Genomic DNA, 16,450 nt, shown 5'->3' with positions numbered 1-16,450 from the left:
GTACGGCCGGATCGGTGAATCGCACGGCCGGGGCGGTCACGAGGTGCGGAAGCTGCCGCTGTACACGTCCGTACGGTTCTGGGGTGCGTCGGAGTGGGTCTCGGTGAGCACCGCCCGTACTCCCTTCCCGTCCGCCGCCAGGCCTTGGTAGTCGCCGATGAAGTAGCCCCCGCTGAACGGCGCCTGCAGCAAGTCGAAGACCCGTGAGATCCGTCGTTCGCTCCGCAGCTCCGGTTCTCCGTGCGGCAGCGTGGCCAACTGGTAGGCGGTGGGCAGGGTGGTGGTGTCGCCCGGCTTGAGGAAGCGCAGGTCGAAGTAGGTGAGCGCGACCGTGCCCCGCTCGTCGACCGCGGTCGACGGGGAGAAGGCCGGCACGCCCTCCGGGCTGATCAGCTCCGGGGTCCCCCAGGTGCGGCCGCCGTCGGTGGAGCGCACCAGCTGGACGGAGTCGAAGTCGCCGCCGGAGAAGTCCGAGCCCTCGTAGGCCATGTACAGCGTGCCCGTCTTCGGGTCGACGGCCGGGCTGGGCAGGGTGGACCCGGCGCGCAGCACCTTGGTGGGGTCGTTCGGGTCGACCTCCGGTACGGAGGTGTCCCGGGCCACGGTGACCGGGGCGCTCCAGGTCTCTCCGGCGTCGGTCGAGGTGACCATCTGGTAGTGGGCCTCGACGACGGTGGTCAGGTCGTCGGCCAGGGTGATCCGGTCGAAGAAGTCGTACAGGGCGCCGGTGCGGCGGTCGACGACGATCAGATGGCCGATGGTCTGGGTGTTGGGCACGCTGCTGGTGTCGACGAAGCGTCGTGCCCGGCTCCAGGTGCGGCCGCCGTCGCGGGTGAGGGAGATGTAGCCCGGTCCGTCGAGGGAACTCGGGCCGGGCGGGTCGTTGTCGAGGCGGTCCCAGACCTGGTAGGCGGTGCCCTTGCGGATGGGGTCGGCGGTGATCGAGGGCTTGTCGTTGAAGAACGGCTCTTCGTCGACGTGCGTGGTGGTGAGGTTCCGCCAGGTGCGGCCGCCGTCGCGGGACGTGGCGGCGAGGAGGCCGGTGCGCGTGCTCTTCGTGAAGTCGACGCCCTCCCCGCCCGCGTAGACGGTGCCGTCCGGTCCGGTGCTCACCCAGGGGTCGGTGGCCCGTTCGAAGTCCGCGCCGCCCGGGGCGCAGAGGCTGAACGGCAGCGTGCTCCGGTGGAAGGTGCGGCCGTCCGTGGTCCAGGCGGCCGCCAGACCACGGGCGCCGCCGTCGTTCCAGCGGTCCTGTTGGAACACCGTGACCACGCGCTTCGGGTCGCGGGGATCGACGGACAGGTACGGCTCGACCTCGGTCCCCGGATAGACCACGCTGTCGGGGGACCTCGCGCCGATGGTGCAGTCCGCGTACGGGTCGCCGTCGGACACCTTGGTCAAGGGCGCGCCGTCGGGGTTCCGGTCCGCTGCGGCGGGAGCCGCGCCGGTGACCGTGGTGAGCAGGATCGCGGCGGTGGCGACAGCGGTCATGGGCAGGAAGACGCGCATGCGGGATCTCCTCCGGGCCTCGGCGGCCGGGGTGTACGGAACCGCCGTCGGCGAGCGGCGGGGGGCGCAGAGGCGCACCGGAACCCGATGGCGGGACGACTCCGCTTGATCCTCTTCGGCGCGGCGGCCGGTGTCCTTGATGGGCCGGACGGCGGAGTCCTTGAAGCCGGTGCCGTCCGGCACCCCTCCCCGTGGACCACCGCCCGCACGGCCCACCGTGCGGCCGGGCCCGCACCTGCGCAGCGGGGCAGGGCGAGGGCCCGTCCTAGACGGCGGCCCCACGCGCCGCCACCCGGGCCCGTAACGCGCCTCTGATCACCCGGCCAGCCGTCCTACGGCCGCCACCACGGCGCCCGACCCGTCCTCCGCCGCCATGTGCCGCGCCACGGTCGCGGCGGCCTCCGCGTACGAAGGCTCCCGCACCACCCGCGCGAGCACGTCGCCGAGCCCCTCGGCGGTCAGGGAGCGGAACGGGATCGGGGCCGGGGCCGCGCCCACCGCTGCGAGTCTCCCGGCCCAGAACGGCTGGTCGGCGGTCACCGGCACCGTGACCGACGGCACCCCGGCGCGCAGCGCCGCCGCCGTCGTGCCCGCCCCGGCGTGGTGGACGACGGCGGCCAGTCGCGGGAACAGCAGGGCGTGCGGGAGGTCACCCACGGTCAGGACGTCCTCCCCCTCGGCGGCCAGCCCGGCACTGCCCGCCTGCAGTACGCCGCGCAGCCCCGCCCGCCGCAGTGCGCGCACGGCGATACCGCTGAGGCGCTCCCCCTCCCCGGCGGCCATGCTGCCGAACCCGACGAGCACCGGCGGCGGCCCCGCCGCCAGGAAGTCCTCCAGCTCCGCGGGCAGCCGCCGGTCTCCGCCGACGTACGGCCACCAGGGGCCGGTCACCGCCAGGCCGGCCGCCCAGTCGGACGGGCGCGGCACCAGTGCCTCGCTGAAGCCGTGCAGCACGGGCCAGCCGGCTTCCTCCCGGCGTCGGCGCATGCGTGCCGCGGTCAGTGGGGGCAGCTCCAGGCGGGCGCGCAGCCGGGCCACCGCCGGCTCGAAGACCCGGTCGGCCATGCCCAGGGCGAATCGCCCGGCCGCGCGGTTGCCCAACCGGCCCAGCGACCGGGTCCCCGTCACCGTCGGGGGAAAGTCGCCCGTCGGGGTGGTCGGCTGGAGGTACACGCCGATGTTCGGTATCCCGGTGGCCTCCGCGACGTGCCAGCCGAGCGGTGCCGTGGTGGCCGACAGCAGGAGCAGGTCCGTTCCCCGGTCCACCGCGCCGGCGAACCCCTCCCCCAGTTCGGTGACGAACGCGGCCGCAGCCCTCAGCAGTTCGCGCTTGCCGCGGGCGCTCCCGTGCGCACGGTGGTCCGCCGGCAGGGGCCTGAACTCCAGTCCGGCTTCCGCTGCCATCGGCTCGAAGGTCTCCGTGGCGGCCAGCGCGACCTCGTGCCCGGCACGGCGCAGTGCGACGCCCAGCCCGGTGTAGGGGGCGACGTCACCGCGCGAGCCGGCCGTGGCGATCAGGATCCTCATGCGTCTTCCTCACGTGCGGTGTGGTGGGTGCGGGCAGGGCACCGGTACGGCGCGAGGCGTTCGCGTGGACCGCCCCGTGCAGGTAGGCGGCCAGCCCCGGCCGCTGCTGAGAGGGCGGCACCACGAGGGCGAAGGCGCGCGGGTCGGCGGCGAAGTCGGCGGCGATGCGCCGGTGCATGTCGGGAGGGCACGGTGTGAACCAGCGGGTCACGTGCAGCCGGTGCGCCTCGGCGACGTCCATCGCCCGTTCGCCGTCGGCCGGTTCGCCGTCGTCGAAGGCGGCGAGCAGCTCCGCACGCCAGTCGGCGGCCTCGGCCATCAGCCGGCGCCAGTCCTCCTTGGTGTGGGCCGCGGCACGGGCCATCGCCTCCCGGTGGCCGTCGGAGTCACTCCACTTCAGCTGCGCTTCGGTGGCGTAGCTGAGGTCGAAGACGATCTCGCCGAAGACCTCGAACCGCTCCTCGGGCGTCAGGGACACCCCGGTCTGCTGGACCTCGACCGCCCGCTCGGCCACCTCTGCCAGCCGCTGAAGCCGGGCGATCTCCTCGGCCAGCCGCTGCTGCCGCGTCCGCAAGTGGTCCAGTGCGTTCGCCTGCGGGTCGGCGAGGATCTCGGCGATCTCGTCGAGGGCGAAGCCCAGTTCGCGGTAGAAGAGGATCTGCTGGAGCCGCGCGAGGTCGGCGTCGTCGTAGCGACGGTACCCGGTCCGGCTCCGGTCGCCGGGCGACAGGAGCCCCGTCCGGTCGTAGTGGTGGAGCGTGCGTACGGTGACCCCGGCGAAGGCCGAGACCTGACCGACGGTGTAGCCCATGGACCTGCCCTTTCGTTCCGTCACAGCCTCAAGCCTGACGTAAGGGGAGGGTCAACCCGTCGCGGGTGCGCAAGCGTTCGGCAGCCGGCCGGCGCCCGGCTGGAGGACCGCGTTGGCGGTCGGGCCGTAGGGGGCGGCCGTGTGGACCTTCTCGGTGGGGCCTTGGAGGTCGACGATCGCCGCGACCGCAGGCGTCGGCGCCACCGCCGGACGGCATGGCGTCCCGCGAGGTGCTCCCGTGCTGCCGGACCGGCCGCCGCGCGGACGCACGGGTGCGCTGCCCGCCATGGCAGCGCACCCGTGCCGGACTGTGGCGGCGAACCGTCAGCCGCGCCGTCCTTCGCGGGCGAGGGCGGGCACGAAGCGGGCCGCGTCCAGCGTGCCGACACCGGTGGCCATGTCGTAGCCGTTCACCGCGGTGTAGCCGGTGACGCCCTGGTAGCTGTTGTTCGTACCGTCGTTGACGTCGACGAGGCCGGTGGAACGGTCGTAGGCGGAGCGCCCGTACAGGCGGTACAGCGCCTCGTTGATGTTGCCCAGGCGCTTGCCCGCGGCCTGGTCGGCCAGGGCCACGATGCCGGAGAACAGCGGGCTGGACTCGCTGGTGCCGCCGGAGACGTCCCAGCCGGTGGCGGTCGGGTCGTAGCTGGTGTAGATCCACGCGCCGCCGTCGACCGCGGCGGCCATCGAGATGTCCGGGGTGCCGCGCTGCGCGCCGACGATGTTCTTGACGCCGTTCTGGAAGGCCGGGCGCTTGAACACGTGCGACTGGCCTCCGCCGCCCGCGCCGTTGTCGTTGTAGACGCTCTCGGGGGCGGTCCGCTTGCCCGCGTCGTCCAGGTGCAGCTGGGTTCCGCCGATCGAGGTCACCAGCGGGTCGGAGGAGGGCCAGGAGTTGACGGGGTGGTCGTAGTAGGCGCTGCCGTCGGCGTTGTAGTCGGTGGCTCCGCCGTCGCCGGAGGAGGCGAGCACGGTGACGTGCTTGCGCGCCGCGGCCTCGAAGGCGTAGCGCAGGTTCTTGATGCTGGAGAAGTCACCCTTGTCGAAGCCGGGGAAGGTGTTCTCGGTCGCGCCGAAGCTCTGTGTGATCACATCGCCGATGCCGCGGTCGATCAGGGACTTCTCGGCATCCATCATCTCCGGCAGGCCGGTGGTGCCCTCGGTCTCCGCGACCGCCGTCTCGACCAGGACGATCTTCGCGTCCGGCGCCATCGCGTGCGCCATCTCCACGTCGAGGGCGGTCTCGCCGGCCCAGCCCAGCATGTCGGCGTTCTTGGGGTCCCACGCGGGGACGTTGCCCCACTTGACCACCTCGACCTTGGTGCTGGGTATCCCGAACTGCTTGCTGTAGACGTCCAGGTCGTGCTGGACGGTCGGCGAGCCGAAGGAGTCCACGATGACGATCGTGCGGCCCTTACCGGTGATGCCCGCCTTGTACAGCGGGTTCAGGTCGTACGCCGCACGGTACTGCAGCGGGGTGTAGCAGGCGATCTTCCACTTGGTCCGGCACTCCTCGGTGGAGAGCGGGCTGCCCACCGAGCGGATCAGCTGGTGTCCCGCGATGGCCGGACGGGCCACGGTGCGCGGGACCGCGGAGGTGTGCGGCGCGGAGGCGGTGGCGGTTCCGGTCGGTGGGGCGGCGGCCATCGCGGTGAGTGCGAGACCGGCGGCAGCGGCCGTTGCGGCCGCAGCGCGCGGCAACGTACGACGAACTGGATGCATTGCAGACTCCCTGGGGGGGTGGCGCCGCGCAAAGCGGCTTCCGAGATCACACCCGGCAAGTCATGTGCAGGACAAGGGTGTTTGACGCTTGATGCCGAACGCTTTACCTGAATGCGCAGTACGCCGCCCCACGGCCGCCGCCACGGCTCCCGCCACCGCCATGTCCCGGCCACGGGTACGAGCCCTCGGCGGATCCACCCCCGGCCGGAGCAAGTCCCGCCCCAGGTCAGCCCTGTCGGGTGTGCCCGAGCCGGCCGATCGCCACCCCGATGTGTCCGGTCAGCGAACACCGAACAGCGAAATCCGGACTCCATGCGGCCAATTCATGACGCGTCCCTGACAAAGATCGCGATCGCTGGCACTCTCTCCCACATCCCCAGCACGGACCAGCTCCGCACGCTCTGCCCGGACGGCCCCATCCCGGTCGCCCGGTAACCCCCCACACGCAGAAGGAGTCAGCGTGAAGTCCACGCATCGCCGCAATGCCACCGCCACCGGTGCCCTGCTCGCCGCGGCCGCCCTGCTCACCGTAGGTGTCCAGGCAGGCAGCGCCAGCGCGCAGCCCGAGGGTTCCGCGAACACCGCCGCCCCCAAGGGCCAGCCGGTGCGCAACCCGGGCGCGCTGCCCGCTCAGCTCACCCCGTCCCAGCGCGCCGAGCTCATAGCCAAGGCGCAGAGCACCACGGCCGCCACGGCCAAGGAGCTCGGCCTCACCTCCCAGGAGAAGCTCCTCGTCCACGATGTGGTCAAGGATCAGGACGGTACCACCCACACCCGGTACGAGCGCACGTACGAGGGACTCCCGGTCCTCGGCGGCGACCTGGTCGTCAACCGCTCGGCGGCCAACACGACGCAGAGCGTCAGCAAGGCGTCCACCGCCCAGCTGGCCGGCGTCTCCACCTCCGCCCCGGCCGACGCTCCGGCGGCCGCCTCCACGCAGGCCCTCGACGCCGCGAAGGCGGTCGGCTCCAAGGCCGCCAAGGCCGACGTCGCGCCCCGCAAGGTCGTGTGGATGGCCAAGGGCGTGCCGACCCTCGCCTACGAGACCGTCATCGGCGGCCTCCAGGACGACGGCACCCCCAACCAGCTCCACGTCATCACCGATGCCAAGACCGGTGCCAAGCTCCACCAGTGGCAGGGCATCGAGACCGGTGTCGGCAACACCCACTACAGCGGCCAGGTCACCCTCGGCACCTCGAAGTCCGGTTCGAACTTCACGCTGAACGACACGGGCCGCGGCAGCCACAAGACGTACAACCTGAACCACGGTACGTCCGGCACGGGATCGCTCTTCAGCCAGTCCACCGACACCTGGGGCAACGGGGCCAACTCCAACGCCGCCACCGCGGGCGCCGACGCCGCCTACGGCGCCGGAGTCACCTGGGACTTCTACAAGAACGTCCTCGGCCGCTCCGGCATCCGCGGCGACGGCGTCGCCGCCTACTCCCGGGTCCACTACGGAAACGCCTACGTCAACGCCTTCTGGGACGACGGCTGCTTCTGCATGACCTACGGCGACGGAACGGGCAACAACGACCCGCTGACCTCGCTCGACGTCGCCGGTCACGAGATGACGCACGGCGTCACCTCCGCCACCGCCGGTCTCAACTACAGCGACGAGTCGGGTGGCCTGAACGAGGCGACCTCCGACATCATGGGCACCTCCGTCGAGTTCTACGCCAACAACACCAGCGCGCCGGGCAACTACCTCATCGGCGAGCAGATCAACATCAACGGCGACGGCACCCCGCTGCGCTACATGGACAAGCCGAGCAAGGACGGCGGGTCCGCGGACAGCTGGTACTCCGGCGTCGGCAACCTCGACGTCCACTACTCCTCGGGCCCGGCGAACCACTGGTTCTACCTGGCCTCCGAGGGCTCCGGCGCCAAGACGGTCAACGGCGTCAGCTACAACTCGCCGACCTCGGACGGCCTGCCCGTCACCGGCATCGGCCGGGACAAGGCGCAGCTGATCTGGTACAAGGCCCTCACCACCAAGTTCAACTCCAGCACGGACTACGCGGGTGCCCGTGAAGGCACGATCGCCGCGGCGACCGAGCTGTACGGCGCCGGCAGCGCCGAGGTCAAGAACGTCACCGACGCGTGGGCCGCCGTCAACGTGGGCGCCCGTTCGGGCGGTGGCACCACCACCCCGGGCAACGTCTTCGAGAGCACCGCCCGGGTCGCCATCCCGGACTCCCCGGGCCCCGCGGTCACCTCCTCGGTCAACGTCACCGGCGTCACCGGCAACGCGCCGAGCGCCCTCAAGGTCGGCGTGAAGATCACCCACACCTACGTCGGTGACCTCCAGATCGACCTCGTGGCGCCGAACGGGACCTCGTACCGCCTGCAGAACTCCTCTTCGGACTCCACGGCGAACCTCGACAAGACGTTCACGGTGAACGCCTCGGCCGTCGCGGCCAACGGCACCTGGAAGCTGAAGGTCCAGGACAAGGGCGCCGCCGACGTCGGCACCATCACCGACTTCAAGCTCACCTTCTGATCGCCCGACCGCACGTGATCTGAAGTTTCAAAGGGCCTGACCCCACGTACGCCGACACCCCCGCCTCCAGGACACAGGAGGCGGGGGTGTCGTGCTAGCCGTACGGGTTGAGTGCCCGGAAGCGGACGGTGTCGCTGCGACGGTCGAACCACAGGTGGGTGGTGTGGCCGCTGTCGTCACGGTCGAGCTCGGGCGACCGGATCCACTGCGGGTCCTCCGGCCCCTCGCCCTTGAGCGGTCTCTCGAACCACGAGGAGAAGTCATCGGCCGGCCCTTCGGAGACGAAGGCGTGGGCCGCCGTCAGCTCGGCACGCTTCCCCGGTGCCAGCGTGGCGAATCCCGAGATCACCAGCTCCGGCGACGGCAGGTCCCGGTCGTTGTCACGGCTGCTCACCCACTTGGCACCGGTGAGCGGGCCCAGCAGCGGGAATGCCCGCTCCAGCGGCGCGGTATCGGTGTGCCAGTCCTCCTCGGCCCCGCTCGCCACCTGGCGCAAGCCCCACCAGGCGGGTGGAACCGCCAGCGCAGCCCCGACCCCGATCCCGATCCCGATCACCTTCCGTCGCTCCACCGCGTCCCCCTCGTGCCCGACTTCGCGGGCGTCCCGTCCGGTGCGAGCGCCTCACCCGGACGCCCGGTGATGTCCGGGACCCCGTCCCTTCCCTCGTTTCGGCCACCCTACGGCGTGTCCCGTCTCAGGCGGTGCGGTGGTGGACGGGCAGGGGATCGGCGGCGCGGGACTGCAGGCGGCGCTCGATCGCTCCGGCGGCCTTCATGAGGGGCAGCCGGGCCAGCACGTCACGCACCCACCGGCCGCCCTCGGTCCTGGGCACCATGAGGCGCACGTTGGGGCCGATCCGCTGCTTGCGCTCGACGAGAGGCCGGTGGACCGCCTCGTAGCGGGCGAAGGCGGCCCTGTGATCGCCGCCCGCCGCGGCCAGCTCCCCCGCCAGCCGGTACGCACCGACCAGGGCCAGTTCGGCGCCGGCGCCCGAGGCCGGGGAGGCGCACCAGGCCGCGTCACCGACCAGTGCGATGCGGCCGTTGGACCAGGAGTCCATCCTGACCTGACCGAGGGCGTCGAAGTAGAACTCGGGGTCGGCCAGGGCCGCTTCCAGCAGGCCCCGCGTGGGCTGCCACGGCTGGTCGGCGAATGCCTCGGTGACCAGCCTCTTGTGCTCTGCGACGTCACGGTGGTCGTGGTCCAGCCGCTCGGAGCGGAAGATGAAGTACGCCTTGGCCTGGGCATGGTTGCCCGACCGATAGATTCCGGCCATCTTGCCGGGGGTGTTGAACATCGTCACCCAGCGGTCCTCGCCCAGCGTGCCGTCGGCGTCGGCGAAGGCGAAGTAGTGGTCCATGTGCCGGACGAACCGCTCCTCGGGGCCGAAGGCGAGCCGCCGCAGGCCGGAGTGCATTCCGTCGGCGCCGATCACGAGGTCGAAGCGGCGGGCGGGCGCGTGCTCGAAAGTGACCGTCACGCCTCGGTCGTCCTGCTCCAGGGCCCGTATCGAGTCGCCGAACAGGGTCTCCACGTCATCGGTCACCGTGTGCAGCAGCGCGACCAGGTCGCCCCGCATGACCTCGACCGAAGCGTTGTCGCGGGTCCCGATCCGGGCGACGGCGCGGTCGGCGGCGTCGACGAACTTGATGCCGTCCACGTCGGTGGCCAGTTCACGGATGCGGTCCATGAGACCCATCCGCTCGGCCACGGTGACCGCGCCGTCGCGCACGTCCACCCCGTTGCCGCCGGTGCGCGGCTCGGGGGCGCGCTCGACGACGGTGGGTCGCCGGCCGTGCCGGGCCAGCCAATGGGCCAGGGTGAGTCCGGCGATTCCGGCTCCGACGATCAGGACCCGCTCGTTCATGGAGACTCCCCGGTAGACTTATCTGAAACACGCGTTCCAGATAACTATGTGGAAGGACCATTTCAGTTGTCAATGTCCTCGAAGCAGCCGAGCCCCACTCCGGCGCCGAAGCGCCGCGCCGATGCCGTGCGCAACCGGGACCTCGCACTGGACGCCGCCATGGCGCTGCTGGCCGAACCGGGGGCGTCCCTGACCGTCGAGGCCATCGCCAAGCGCGCCGGACTGGGCGCCGCCACCGTCGTGCGCGCCTTCGGCGGCAAGGACGCCCTGCTGGACACGGCTGTCGCCCGGCTGCTCGAACCCGTCGTCCAACGCGCCCGCGATCTGCTCGCCACGGCCACGCCCTACGAGGCCCTGCGCACCTTTCTGCGCGAGCTGATCGGCTTCCAGACCGCACACCACGCCATCAACGACCAGCTCACCGGTCTCGACCTGCCCGCCACCACCGCACTGCGCGCCGGCCTGGTCGGTGCCGTCGAGGAAATGATCGACGGCGCCCGCCGCGACGGGCGGGTCCGCGCCGACATCGACCCCGCGGTCACCACCGCCCTCATCGGCGCAACCGCCCTGGCAGTCGCCCGCGCCGAACCGACCTCGCCCGGCCTCACCAACGCCTACCTCACCGTCCTCCTGGACGGCCTCGATCCACGTCCCTCCACCTCGGGCAGTGCCGAGGTGGGCCCACATGCCACCAGAATTTGATCTCGGGGTTCATTCAGTCCGACGGCTCCCGCCACCCATTCGGCCGAGGGTCGTTGGTGTCGATGGCGACCGGCCCCTGGGCCTGAGGCCGGACTTGCAACCTCGATCGACGAGCGCACCTGAAGAAGGCTGAAAGTCACTCGGCGACGGTGAGAGAACGAAGGTCGGAGTCCAGCATGCGGATCAACTCACCAACACGTCCTCCGCCGCTCGGCGCCGCCGGAAAGCGCTTGAGCACGTCAACGACGACTGGTGTCGCGCGATGCACCATCTGCTCAAGGTTTTTGACACCCACGCTCCGATCGTCGCCGGCGACGAGTTCGGCCGCTCTGGCCGCATAGGCGCCGGCTCCGAGAATGTGCTTGACCTGGGTGGCCTTGGCCAGCGGATGCAGGTAGGCGGAGCCTGCCGCAGACATGGCCGCCCACGCTGCCTCTCTGGTCTCTGGCAGCCGCAGTGTCTGCACTCTTGGCCGCTTTGAGGGCCGCCACTGCCGTGTCGCGCAGGGATTTCCCGCGTTCGCCACCCGAGCGAACCCCCACGCGGCACTGATGGCCTCCCGAGGCCGCGAGTCGTCCGGCTGATCGACCTCGAATACCTCCGTCGGCCCCACCCATCCCTTCCCCTCTCCCTGCGGTCAGCTCGGACCGCCGTCACCAGGAGGTGGGGCGGTGGGGGGTGCGGGGGGTGCGGGGGCTTGCGGGGCGTAGTCGGTGAGGACCAGCTCCTTGGCCCGTTGGAAGTCCTCGTCGGTGATGTCGCCTCGGTCACGCATCGCGGACAGCTTGGCGAGTTCCTCGGCGGCGCTGGGCCGGCCGGCGGCCGTCTCACGGACGTAGGCGTCCATCTGCTGCCGTTGCTCGCGTGCCTGTTCCAGTTCGCGGCGGCCCATGCCCTTGCCCCGGGCGATGAGGTAGACGAAGACGCCGAGGAACGGCAGCAGGACGACGAAGGCCAGCCAGCCCGCCTTGCCCCAGCCGCTCAGGTCGTCATCGCGGAAGATGTCGAAGATGATCTTGAAGAGCAGGAAGAACCACAAGACCCACAGGGCGAACGCCAGCATGGTCCACAAGACGCTCAGCAGCGGGAAGTCGTAGGCGAGGTACGTCTGATTGGTCATTTCACCCCTCCGCCTGGGCGGCACCCCCGGGTCCGGCCTTCGCCGCTCCGGGGGCTTCGGGAATCGCGCGGGGCACGGCGTCCTACGAGCATGGGAAGGGAGTCACGGGCCGGCCGCCCTTGAATGGCTCCGGGCTCCGGTGCCGCGCGCCGGGGCATTGGCCTCATCGGAGGCGTGCCGGTCACGGTAGGTGGCCCCCGGCCTCTCGACGGCCCGCCTTGGTGCTCACCTCTTCGTCCAGTACTCGGGACACACTGCCTCCCGTACTGACATGGTGCCTCCCCCGCCCCCATTCGGCATCCGGCCACAGCCCCGCCGCACCGGCGCCGCCCGCCCGAGAGGGGCACCGAGGCCCGCCCACTTCTCCCACCCCCGGGGCAGGCTCGCATGTGCTGCCGGAGGGGGGCGCCGCGCCCATGCGCCGTGGCCGCCCGCCTGGACGAGCGGCCGGGGCACCGGCCACGAAACGCCCTGCGCCCGTCAGCGCCGCCCGGGCATCCGCCACTCGCGCCTCACGGGCCGGGCGGCGCGTACGGCGTTCCTAGTTGCCGATGCCGGCGCTGCCGATCCCCGAGTTGCCGATGCCGGCGCTGCCGATGCCCGAGTTGGCGAAACCTGCGTTGCCCAGGCCCCAGTTGGCGATGCCGGCGTTGCCGACGCCCTTGTTGGCGATACCCGCGTTGCCCACACCCGAATTCCCGATACCCGAGTTCCCCACTCCGTCCGCGCTGGCCACCGCAGCTCCGCCGAGGGCCAGGAGCGCGGCCGTGCCCAGCACAGCCGCCATGCGGAGAAGACGTGTACGCATTATCAGATACCTCCTGTTTTCGGACTATTGCCACATATCTGTAGCATGCCGAGAACCTGGAAGCCGGCATTCCGCCCTCCCGACACCGTCCGCCGGCACCACTCGGTCGGAGACTGTCACCAGATCGGTGTACCGCTGCCGGGAGGGACGAGTCCCGCTCCGCACGCCCCGCCGGACACCGGGGGCGGGTGCCGCGGGAAGTTCGACGGCATACGGCCCGAGGTGGACGGAGCCTACGTCGCAAGGGGTGGACGAACGCCCGAACCTCCAGCGCCGCCGTCGCCGCCGGGCACCACGACGGGAGACCCCGGCGACGCCCCGGCCCAAGCCCCCGGCCGCACCGCTATCGCCGGTAGTAGTCGACGATGGGAACGCGCGCCTCGTCGAACAGGGCCGGGCCGTCCTGCGCCGCCGTCGGCCAGGCGCCCGACTCCGGGTTGAGCTCGACGAGTTGTGCGGTGGAGAGTGCGTAGACGACACGGCCGAGTCCGGAGCGGACGATTCCACCGGCGCACATGCCGCACGGCTCGCAGCTGGTGTACAGGGTGGTGCGTGCGGCCGTATGCCCGTCGAGTTCGCGCGCCGCCCAGCGGGAGAGTTTGAGTTCCGGGTGGGCGCTGATGTCGTTGTCGCGTCGCACCGTGTTGTGGGCTTCGGCGAGGATCGTGCCGTCCGGACCGGCCAGCAGGGAGCCGTACGGCGCGTCGCCCAGGGTGATGGCGTGGGCCGCGATGGCGATCGCCCGCCGCAGGAGTGCCTCGTCGGCAGTGGTGATCATGAGAGTGTCCTCCGGTGTGCGGCCACGGCGGTGAGCGCCTGCCAGGCCTCGTGGGGCCGGCGGGTCGACTCCGGATCTCCGTGGTAGGGGTCGAGCACGACGGTGTCGGCCCCGAGGTCGTGGAGTTGGTCGAGGTCGTCGAGGATCTGATCGAGGGTGCCGGTGCCCGCGAGCCGCTCGGGGTCGGTGATCGGTGCGGTGGTCAGCCGAAGGGCGATGCGGGGTGCGAACGCCGGCAGCGAGTGGTTCGCCAGGACCGAACGCATCCAGGGAAGGGTGCCCCGCAGCGGATGCCAGGCATCACCGAACCTGATGGCCCGCCGGATCCCCGCCTCGCTGTTGCCGCCGACCCAGACGGGAATCGGGGCGGTGTGCTGGTCGGCCTCCTCGCGCCAGGCCTTGCGCAGGGCGACGAGGTGTTCATCGGTGAGCCTGCCGCGCGCGGTGAACGCGACGCCGAGCGCGTCGAATTCCTTTCGGGCCCAGCCCACTCCCACGCCGAGCACGAGCCTGCCGCCGCTGAGCTGGTTGAGGTTGGTGGCCATCCGTGCCACCAACAGCGGGTGCCGGTAGGGCAGTACGAGCACCGTCGTACCCAGCCGCACCCTGGTGGTGATGCCGGCCAGCCACGACAGGGTGGTGAACGGCTCGTAGAAGGGTGCGGGATAGCGCGCGGCCACGTCCGGGGTGACGGCCACGTGATCCGACACCATGAGGAGGTCGAAGCCGAGCTCCTCCACGATCCGTGCCCACTCGCGCAGCACGCCGGGGTCGGTCCCAGGCCCGAAGTTCGGTACGTTCACGCCAAGTTGCATGGACGGAGGCTATCTCGGCGATCAAGGAATCCGGAAGACGGTTCTCCTGGTCGGACTGCCGTTCTTCCGGAAGTTTCCCGGTAGGGTCGCGATATGACCGGGAACCTTGATGACATCGACTGGGCGATCATCGACGAGCTGCAACGGGACGCGCGCATCTCCCTCAGCGAGTTGGGGCGGCGCGTGAGTCTCGGCTCGTCGGCCACCACCGAACGGGTGCGGCAGCTGGAGGCGGCGGGCGTCATCACCGGATACCGCGCCGTGGTCGATCTGGGCAAGGTCGGCTACCCCGTGCTCGCCGTCGTCCGGCTGAAGTACCCGGGCAACCGCCACCAGCCGTTGCACCGGCTGCTCGCGGAGCGACGGGAGATCCTGGAGTGCCTGCGCACCACCGGCGACGACTGTTACACCCTGAAGGTGGCCGCGACCTCCATGGAGCAGCTGGAAACCCTCATGGACGAACTGGCCGGCTTCGGAAGTACGACCACCAGCGTCGTCTACGGCCAGACGCTGCCCTATCGCGGGCCCGGGCGGCCCTGACGGACGCCGGCCGCCCGCACGGAGCGCGGCACCCCGTACGCGCGCCGTCAGCGGATCCTGTCGCCGTACACGTGGTCGACCGTCATCGTCATCAGCACCCGGCGTTCGGCCACCATCGCCGCCCGGTACTCGTGCCAGTCCGGGTGCTCTCCGGCCGCGGCCCGGTAGTACCGCACCAGCGCCTCGACCTCGGAGCCCTGCGGGTCGGTCCCGGGCCCCGTCAGGGTGACGGTCCCCTCGGCGGTGGCCCAGGCCCAGCCGTCGGGCCGGGTGACCTCCAGGGCGGCGCGGGGATCGCGGCGCAGGTTCGTCGTCTTGGCGCGGCCCTCGGTCATCGAGACGTAGAGGACGTCGGCGGCCCGGTCGTAGAAGGGCATGACGGGTGAGAGCTGCGGACGGCCGTCCGCCTTGATCGTCGCGAGGACACCGAGGCGGCTTTCCGCGAGCAGTGCGCGCGGGTCGTACGAGGTGGTGTTCATGGTCAATGCCAAGTCCCCGCCCGGCGGCGTCTATTCCCGCCTCACCCGTATGGACGCCCGTACGTGCGAACGCCGTCCGTTTCCGTCAGGCGGCTCGCGTGAGCCGGTTCGCGAACGTCGAGACCGTGTACGTGCCGATGCCCAGGACCACCTCCAAGGCGTTCTGGCGCGTGTAGCCGGACTCCTGGAACCGCCCCAGGTCCTCGTCGCTCACCGCCCCCGACGACGCGAGCACCTGGAGGGTGAACTCCCTTACGGCCAGCAGTCGTTCCGGGTCCGGGGCAGGACCCAGAGCGGTGAGCTTCGCCTCGTGCATGTCCACGCACAGGTGGCACTGGTTGCGGGCGGCGACGGTCAGGATCACGGTTTCGCGGGAGTGGGGGTCCAGGGTGGTGGACTCGAAGATCTCGCTCAGCTTGAGGAAGCCGTCGAGGGTGTGCGGGGAGACCTTCAGCAGGGCGACGGCGTTGGCGGTGCGGGCAGTCAGATCGTTGGGCATGCGGAGCTCCAGACGGGGTGGACGAGTGGATTAGCATGGACAACATGGTTGACCATGCCGAGGAGAAAAACGTAAACCAGGTTGTCGATGATGGCAAGGGCGATGGGCCGGGATTCGAGCTCCCGCTCCTCCTCTTCGCCGGCTTTCGCACCCTGATCGATCGACTGCACGCCCGCCTCGCTGCCGAGGGGCACCCCGACCTGCGGCCCGCGTACGGCTTCGCCATGCAGGCCATCGGGCCACGAGGGGCGACGGCGAGCGACATCGGGCGCCGGCTCGGCGTTTCCAAGCAGGCCGCGGGCAAGACCGTGGACCGCCTCCTCGCCGTCGGCTACGCCGAACGCACCGACGACCCCGCGGACGCCCGCCGCAAGCTCGTCCGCCTCACCCCGCGCGGCTTCGACGCCCTGGCACGCTCAGCCGCGATCTTCGACGAACTGCGGGCCCAGTGGGCCACGACCCTCGGCGCCGATCGCGTACGGGACATGGAGGACGCGCTGCGCACCGTCGTACCGGCCGAAACCGCCTACCGGCTGGACGCCACGAGCTGGCTCGGAGGGGCCTGACGGGGGGCTCGCACACTCGTCGGCCGCGGGCATGCGAAAACGCCCGGCGGGGTGGTCCCTGCCGGGCGTTTTCGGATGTCCGCGGTCCGCTGTCCGCTGTCCACCGGCGGTTTAGTACCAGTGGTTGTTCTGCCAGAAGTTCCAGGCGCCGACGGGGCTGCCGTAGCGGGAGTTCATGTAGTCCAGGCCCCACTTGATCTGGG

The 16,450-nt window shown here is 71.1% G+C and carries 19 protein-coding genes; 4 read left to right on the top strand and 15 right to left on the bottom strand.

Annotated features, from left to right (window positions below):
* Window positions 1–36: 36 nt before the first annotated feature.
* From ACZ5D2_RS09140 to ACZ5D2_RS09120, 5 genes are all read right to left on the bottom strand, one after another.
* Complete coding sequence (locus ACZ5D2_RS09140) at window positions 37–1,509, bottom strand: sialidase family protein (RefSeq protein WP_371680793.1); 1,473 nt, start codon at window positions 1,507–1,509, stop codon at window positions 37–39.
* A 315-nt stretch (window positions 1,510–1,824) separates the two neighbouring features.
* Complete coding sequence (locus tag ACZ5D2_RS09135; protein WP_468928314.1) at window positions 1,825–3,036, bottom strand: glycosyltransferase; 1,212 nt, start codon at window positions 3,034–3,036, stop codon at window positions 1,825–1,827.
* Window positions 2,999–3,847, bottom strand: a complete 849-nt coding sequence (locus ACZ5D2_RS09130) for a MerR family transcriptional regulator (protein ID WP_468928564.1) — start codon at window positions 3,845–3,847, stop codon at window positions 2,999–3,001. The genes ACZ5D2_RS09135 and ACZ5D2_RS09130 overlap by 38 nt, the downstream gene beginning before the upstream one ends.
* Before the next feature lie 51 nt (window positions 3,848–3,898).
* Window positions 3,899–4,051: a hypothetical protein gene (locus ACZ5D2_RS09125; protein ID WP_468928312.1), complete on the bottom strand. Its 153-nt coding sequence runs from the start codon at window positions 4,049–4,051 to the stop codon at window positions 3,899–3,901.
* Between the two features lie 120 nt (window positions 4,052–4,171).
* A complete protein-coding gene (locus tag ACZ5D2_RS09120; RefSeq protein ID WP_468928310.1) occupies window positions 4,172–5,494 on the bottom strand; it encodes a S53 family peptidase in 1,323 nt (440 codons plus the stop codon).
* Window positions 5,495–6,029: 535 nt separating this feature from the next.
* Here ACZ5D2_RS09120 and ACZ5D2_RS09115 point away from each other — a divergent pair.
* Window positions 6,030–8,072 (top strand): M4 family metallopeptidase, encoded by a 2,043-nt coding sequence (locus ACZ5D2_RS09115; RefSeq protein WP_371680789.1) that lies wholly within the window; start codon window positions 6,030–6,032, stop codon window positions 8,070–8,072.
* 94 nt (window positions 8,073–8,166) lie between these two features.
* On the opposite strand, the gene ACZ5D2_RS09110 is transcribed toward ACZ5D2_RS09115, so the two are convergent.
* Both ACZ5D2_RS09110 and ACZ5D2_RS09105 read right to left on the bottom strand, forming a co-directional pair.
* The gene (locus ACZ5D2_RS09110; protein ID WP_468928307.1) at window positions 8,167–8,643 is read right to left on the bottom strand and encodes a hypothetical protein; all 477 of its coding nucleotides are present in this window, start codon (window positions 8,641–8,643) and stop codon (window positions 8,167–8,169) included.
* 124 nt (window positions 8,644–8,767) lie between these two features.
* On the bottom strand, window positions 8,768–9,940 hold the full coding sequence (locus tag ACZ5D2_RS09105; protein ID WP_371680787.1) for an FAD-dependent oxidoreductase: 1,173 nt from the start codon (window positions 9,938–9,940) through the stop codon (window positions 8,768–8,770).
* Between the two features lie 72 nt (window positions 9,941–10,012).
* Here ACZ5D2_RS09105 and ACZ5D2_RS09100 point away from each other — a divergent pair, with 72 nt between their 5' ends.
* Window positions 10,013–10,642, top strand: coding sequence for a TetR/AcrR family transcriptional regulator (locus ACZ5D2_RS09100; RefSeq protein WP_371680786.1), 630 nt, complete (start codon window positions 10,013–10,015; stop codon window positions 10,640–10,642).
* A 136-nt stretch (window positions 10,643–10,778) separates the two neighbouring features.
* Here the strand turns inward: ACZ5D2_RS09100 and ACZ5D2_RS09095 are convergent, their stop codons facing one another.
* From ACZ5D2_RS09095 to ACZ5D2_RS09075, 5 genes are all read right to left on the bottom strand, one after another.
* Window positions 10,779–11,060 (bottom strand): hypothetical protein, encoded by a 282-nt coding sequence (locus ACZ5D2_RS09095; RefSeq protein ID WP_468928304.1) that lies wholly within the window; start codon window positions 11,058–11,060, stop codon window positions 10,779–10,781.
* A 219-nt stretch (window positions 11,061–11,279) separates the two neighbouring features.
* Window positions 11,280–11,762 carry an SHOCT domain-containing protein gene (locus ACZ5D2_RS09090; RefSeq protein ID WP_468928302.1) on the bottom strand — a complete coding sequence of 161 codons (483 nt, stop codon included), beginning with the start codon at window positions 11,760–11,762 and terminating at the stop codon, window positions 11,280–11,282.
* A gap of 541 nt (window positions 11,763–12,303) precedes the next feature.
* Window positions 12,304–12,570 carry a hypothetical protein gene (locus ACZ5D2_RS09085; RefSeq protein WP_371680781.1) on the bottom strand — a complete coding sequence of 89 codons (267 nt, stop codon included), beginning with the start codon at window positions 12,568–12,570 and terminating at the stop codon, window positions 12,304–12,306.
* 343 nt (window positions 12,571–12,913) lie between these two features.
* On the bottom strand, window positions 12,914–13,348 hold the full coding sequence (locus ACZ5D2_RS09080; RefSeq protein ID WP_371680780.1) for a nucleoside deaminase: 435 nt from the start codon (window positions 13,346–13,348) through the stop codon (window positions 12,914–12,916).
* Window positions 13,345–14,163 carry an LLM class flavin-dependent oxidoreductase gene (locus ACZ5D2_RS09075; RefSeq protein WP_468928299.1) on the bottom strand — a complete coding sequence of 273 codons (819 nt, stop codon included), beginning with the start codon at window positions 14,161–14,163 and terminating at the stop codon, window positions 13,345–13,347. The genes ACZ5D2_RS09080 and ACZ5D2_RS09075 overlap by 4 nt, the downstream gene beginning before the upstream one ends.
* Window positions 14,164–14,256: 93 nt before the next feature.
* Between ACZ5D2_RS09075 and ACZ5D2_RS09070 the strand changes: the two genes are divergently transcribed.
* Window positions 14,257–14,703, top strand: coding sequence for an Lrp/AsnC family transcriptional regulator (locus tag ACZ5D2_RS09070; protein ID WP_371680778.1), 447 nt, complete (start codon window positions 14,257–14,259; stop codon window positions 14,701–14,703).
* Between the two features lie 47 nt (window positions 14,704–14,750).
* Here the strand turns inward: ACZ5D2_RS09070 and ACZ5D2_RS09065 are convergent, their stop codons facing one another.
* Together ACZ5D2_RS09065 and ACZ5D2_RS09060 are read right to left on the bottom strand one after the other, a co-directional pair.
* The gene (locus ACZ5D2_RS09065; protein ID WP_371680777.1) at window positions 14,751–15,182 is read right to left on the bottom strand and encodes a PPOX class F420-dependent oxidoreductase; all 432 of its coding nucleotides are present in this window, start codon (window positions 15,180–15,182) and stop codon (window positions 14,751–14,753) included.
* An 85-nt stretch (window positions 15,183–15,267) separates the two neighbouring features.
* Complete coding sequence (locus ACZ5D2_RS09060; RefSeq protein WP_468928297.1) at window positions 15,268–15,681, bottom strand: carboxymuconolactone decarboxylase family protein; 414 nt, start codon at window positions 15,679–15,681, stop codon at window positions 15,268–15,270.
* A gap of 44 nt (window positions 15,682–15,725) precedes the next feature.
* Between ACZ5D2_RS09060 and ACZ5D2_RS09055 the strand changes: the two genes are divergently transcribed.
* Window positions 15,726–16,247, top strand: a complete 522-nt coding sequence (locus ACZ5D2_RS09055) for a MarR family winged helix-turn-helix transcriptional regulator (RefSeq protein ID WP_371680774.1) — start codon at window positions 15,726–15,728, stop codon at window positions 16,245–16,247.
* Window positions 16,248–16,358: 111 nt separating this feature from the next.
* On the opposite strand, the gene ACZ5D2_RS09050 is transcribed toward ACZ5D2_RS09055, so the two are convergent.
* Window positions 16,359–16,450 (bottom strand): aggregation-promoting factor C-terminal-like domain-containing protein (locus ACZ5D2_RS09050; RefSeq protein WP_468928562.1); only part of this gene is annotated, 92 nt, incomplete at its 5' end.

It is taken from the genome of Streptomyces sp. NPDC031479 (assembly GCF_055581065.1).
This window is presented reverse-complemented; position numbering and strand designations above follow the sequence as displayed.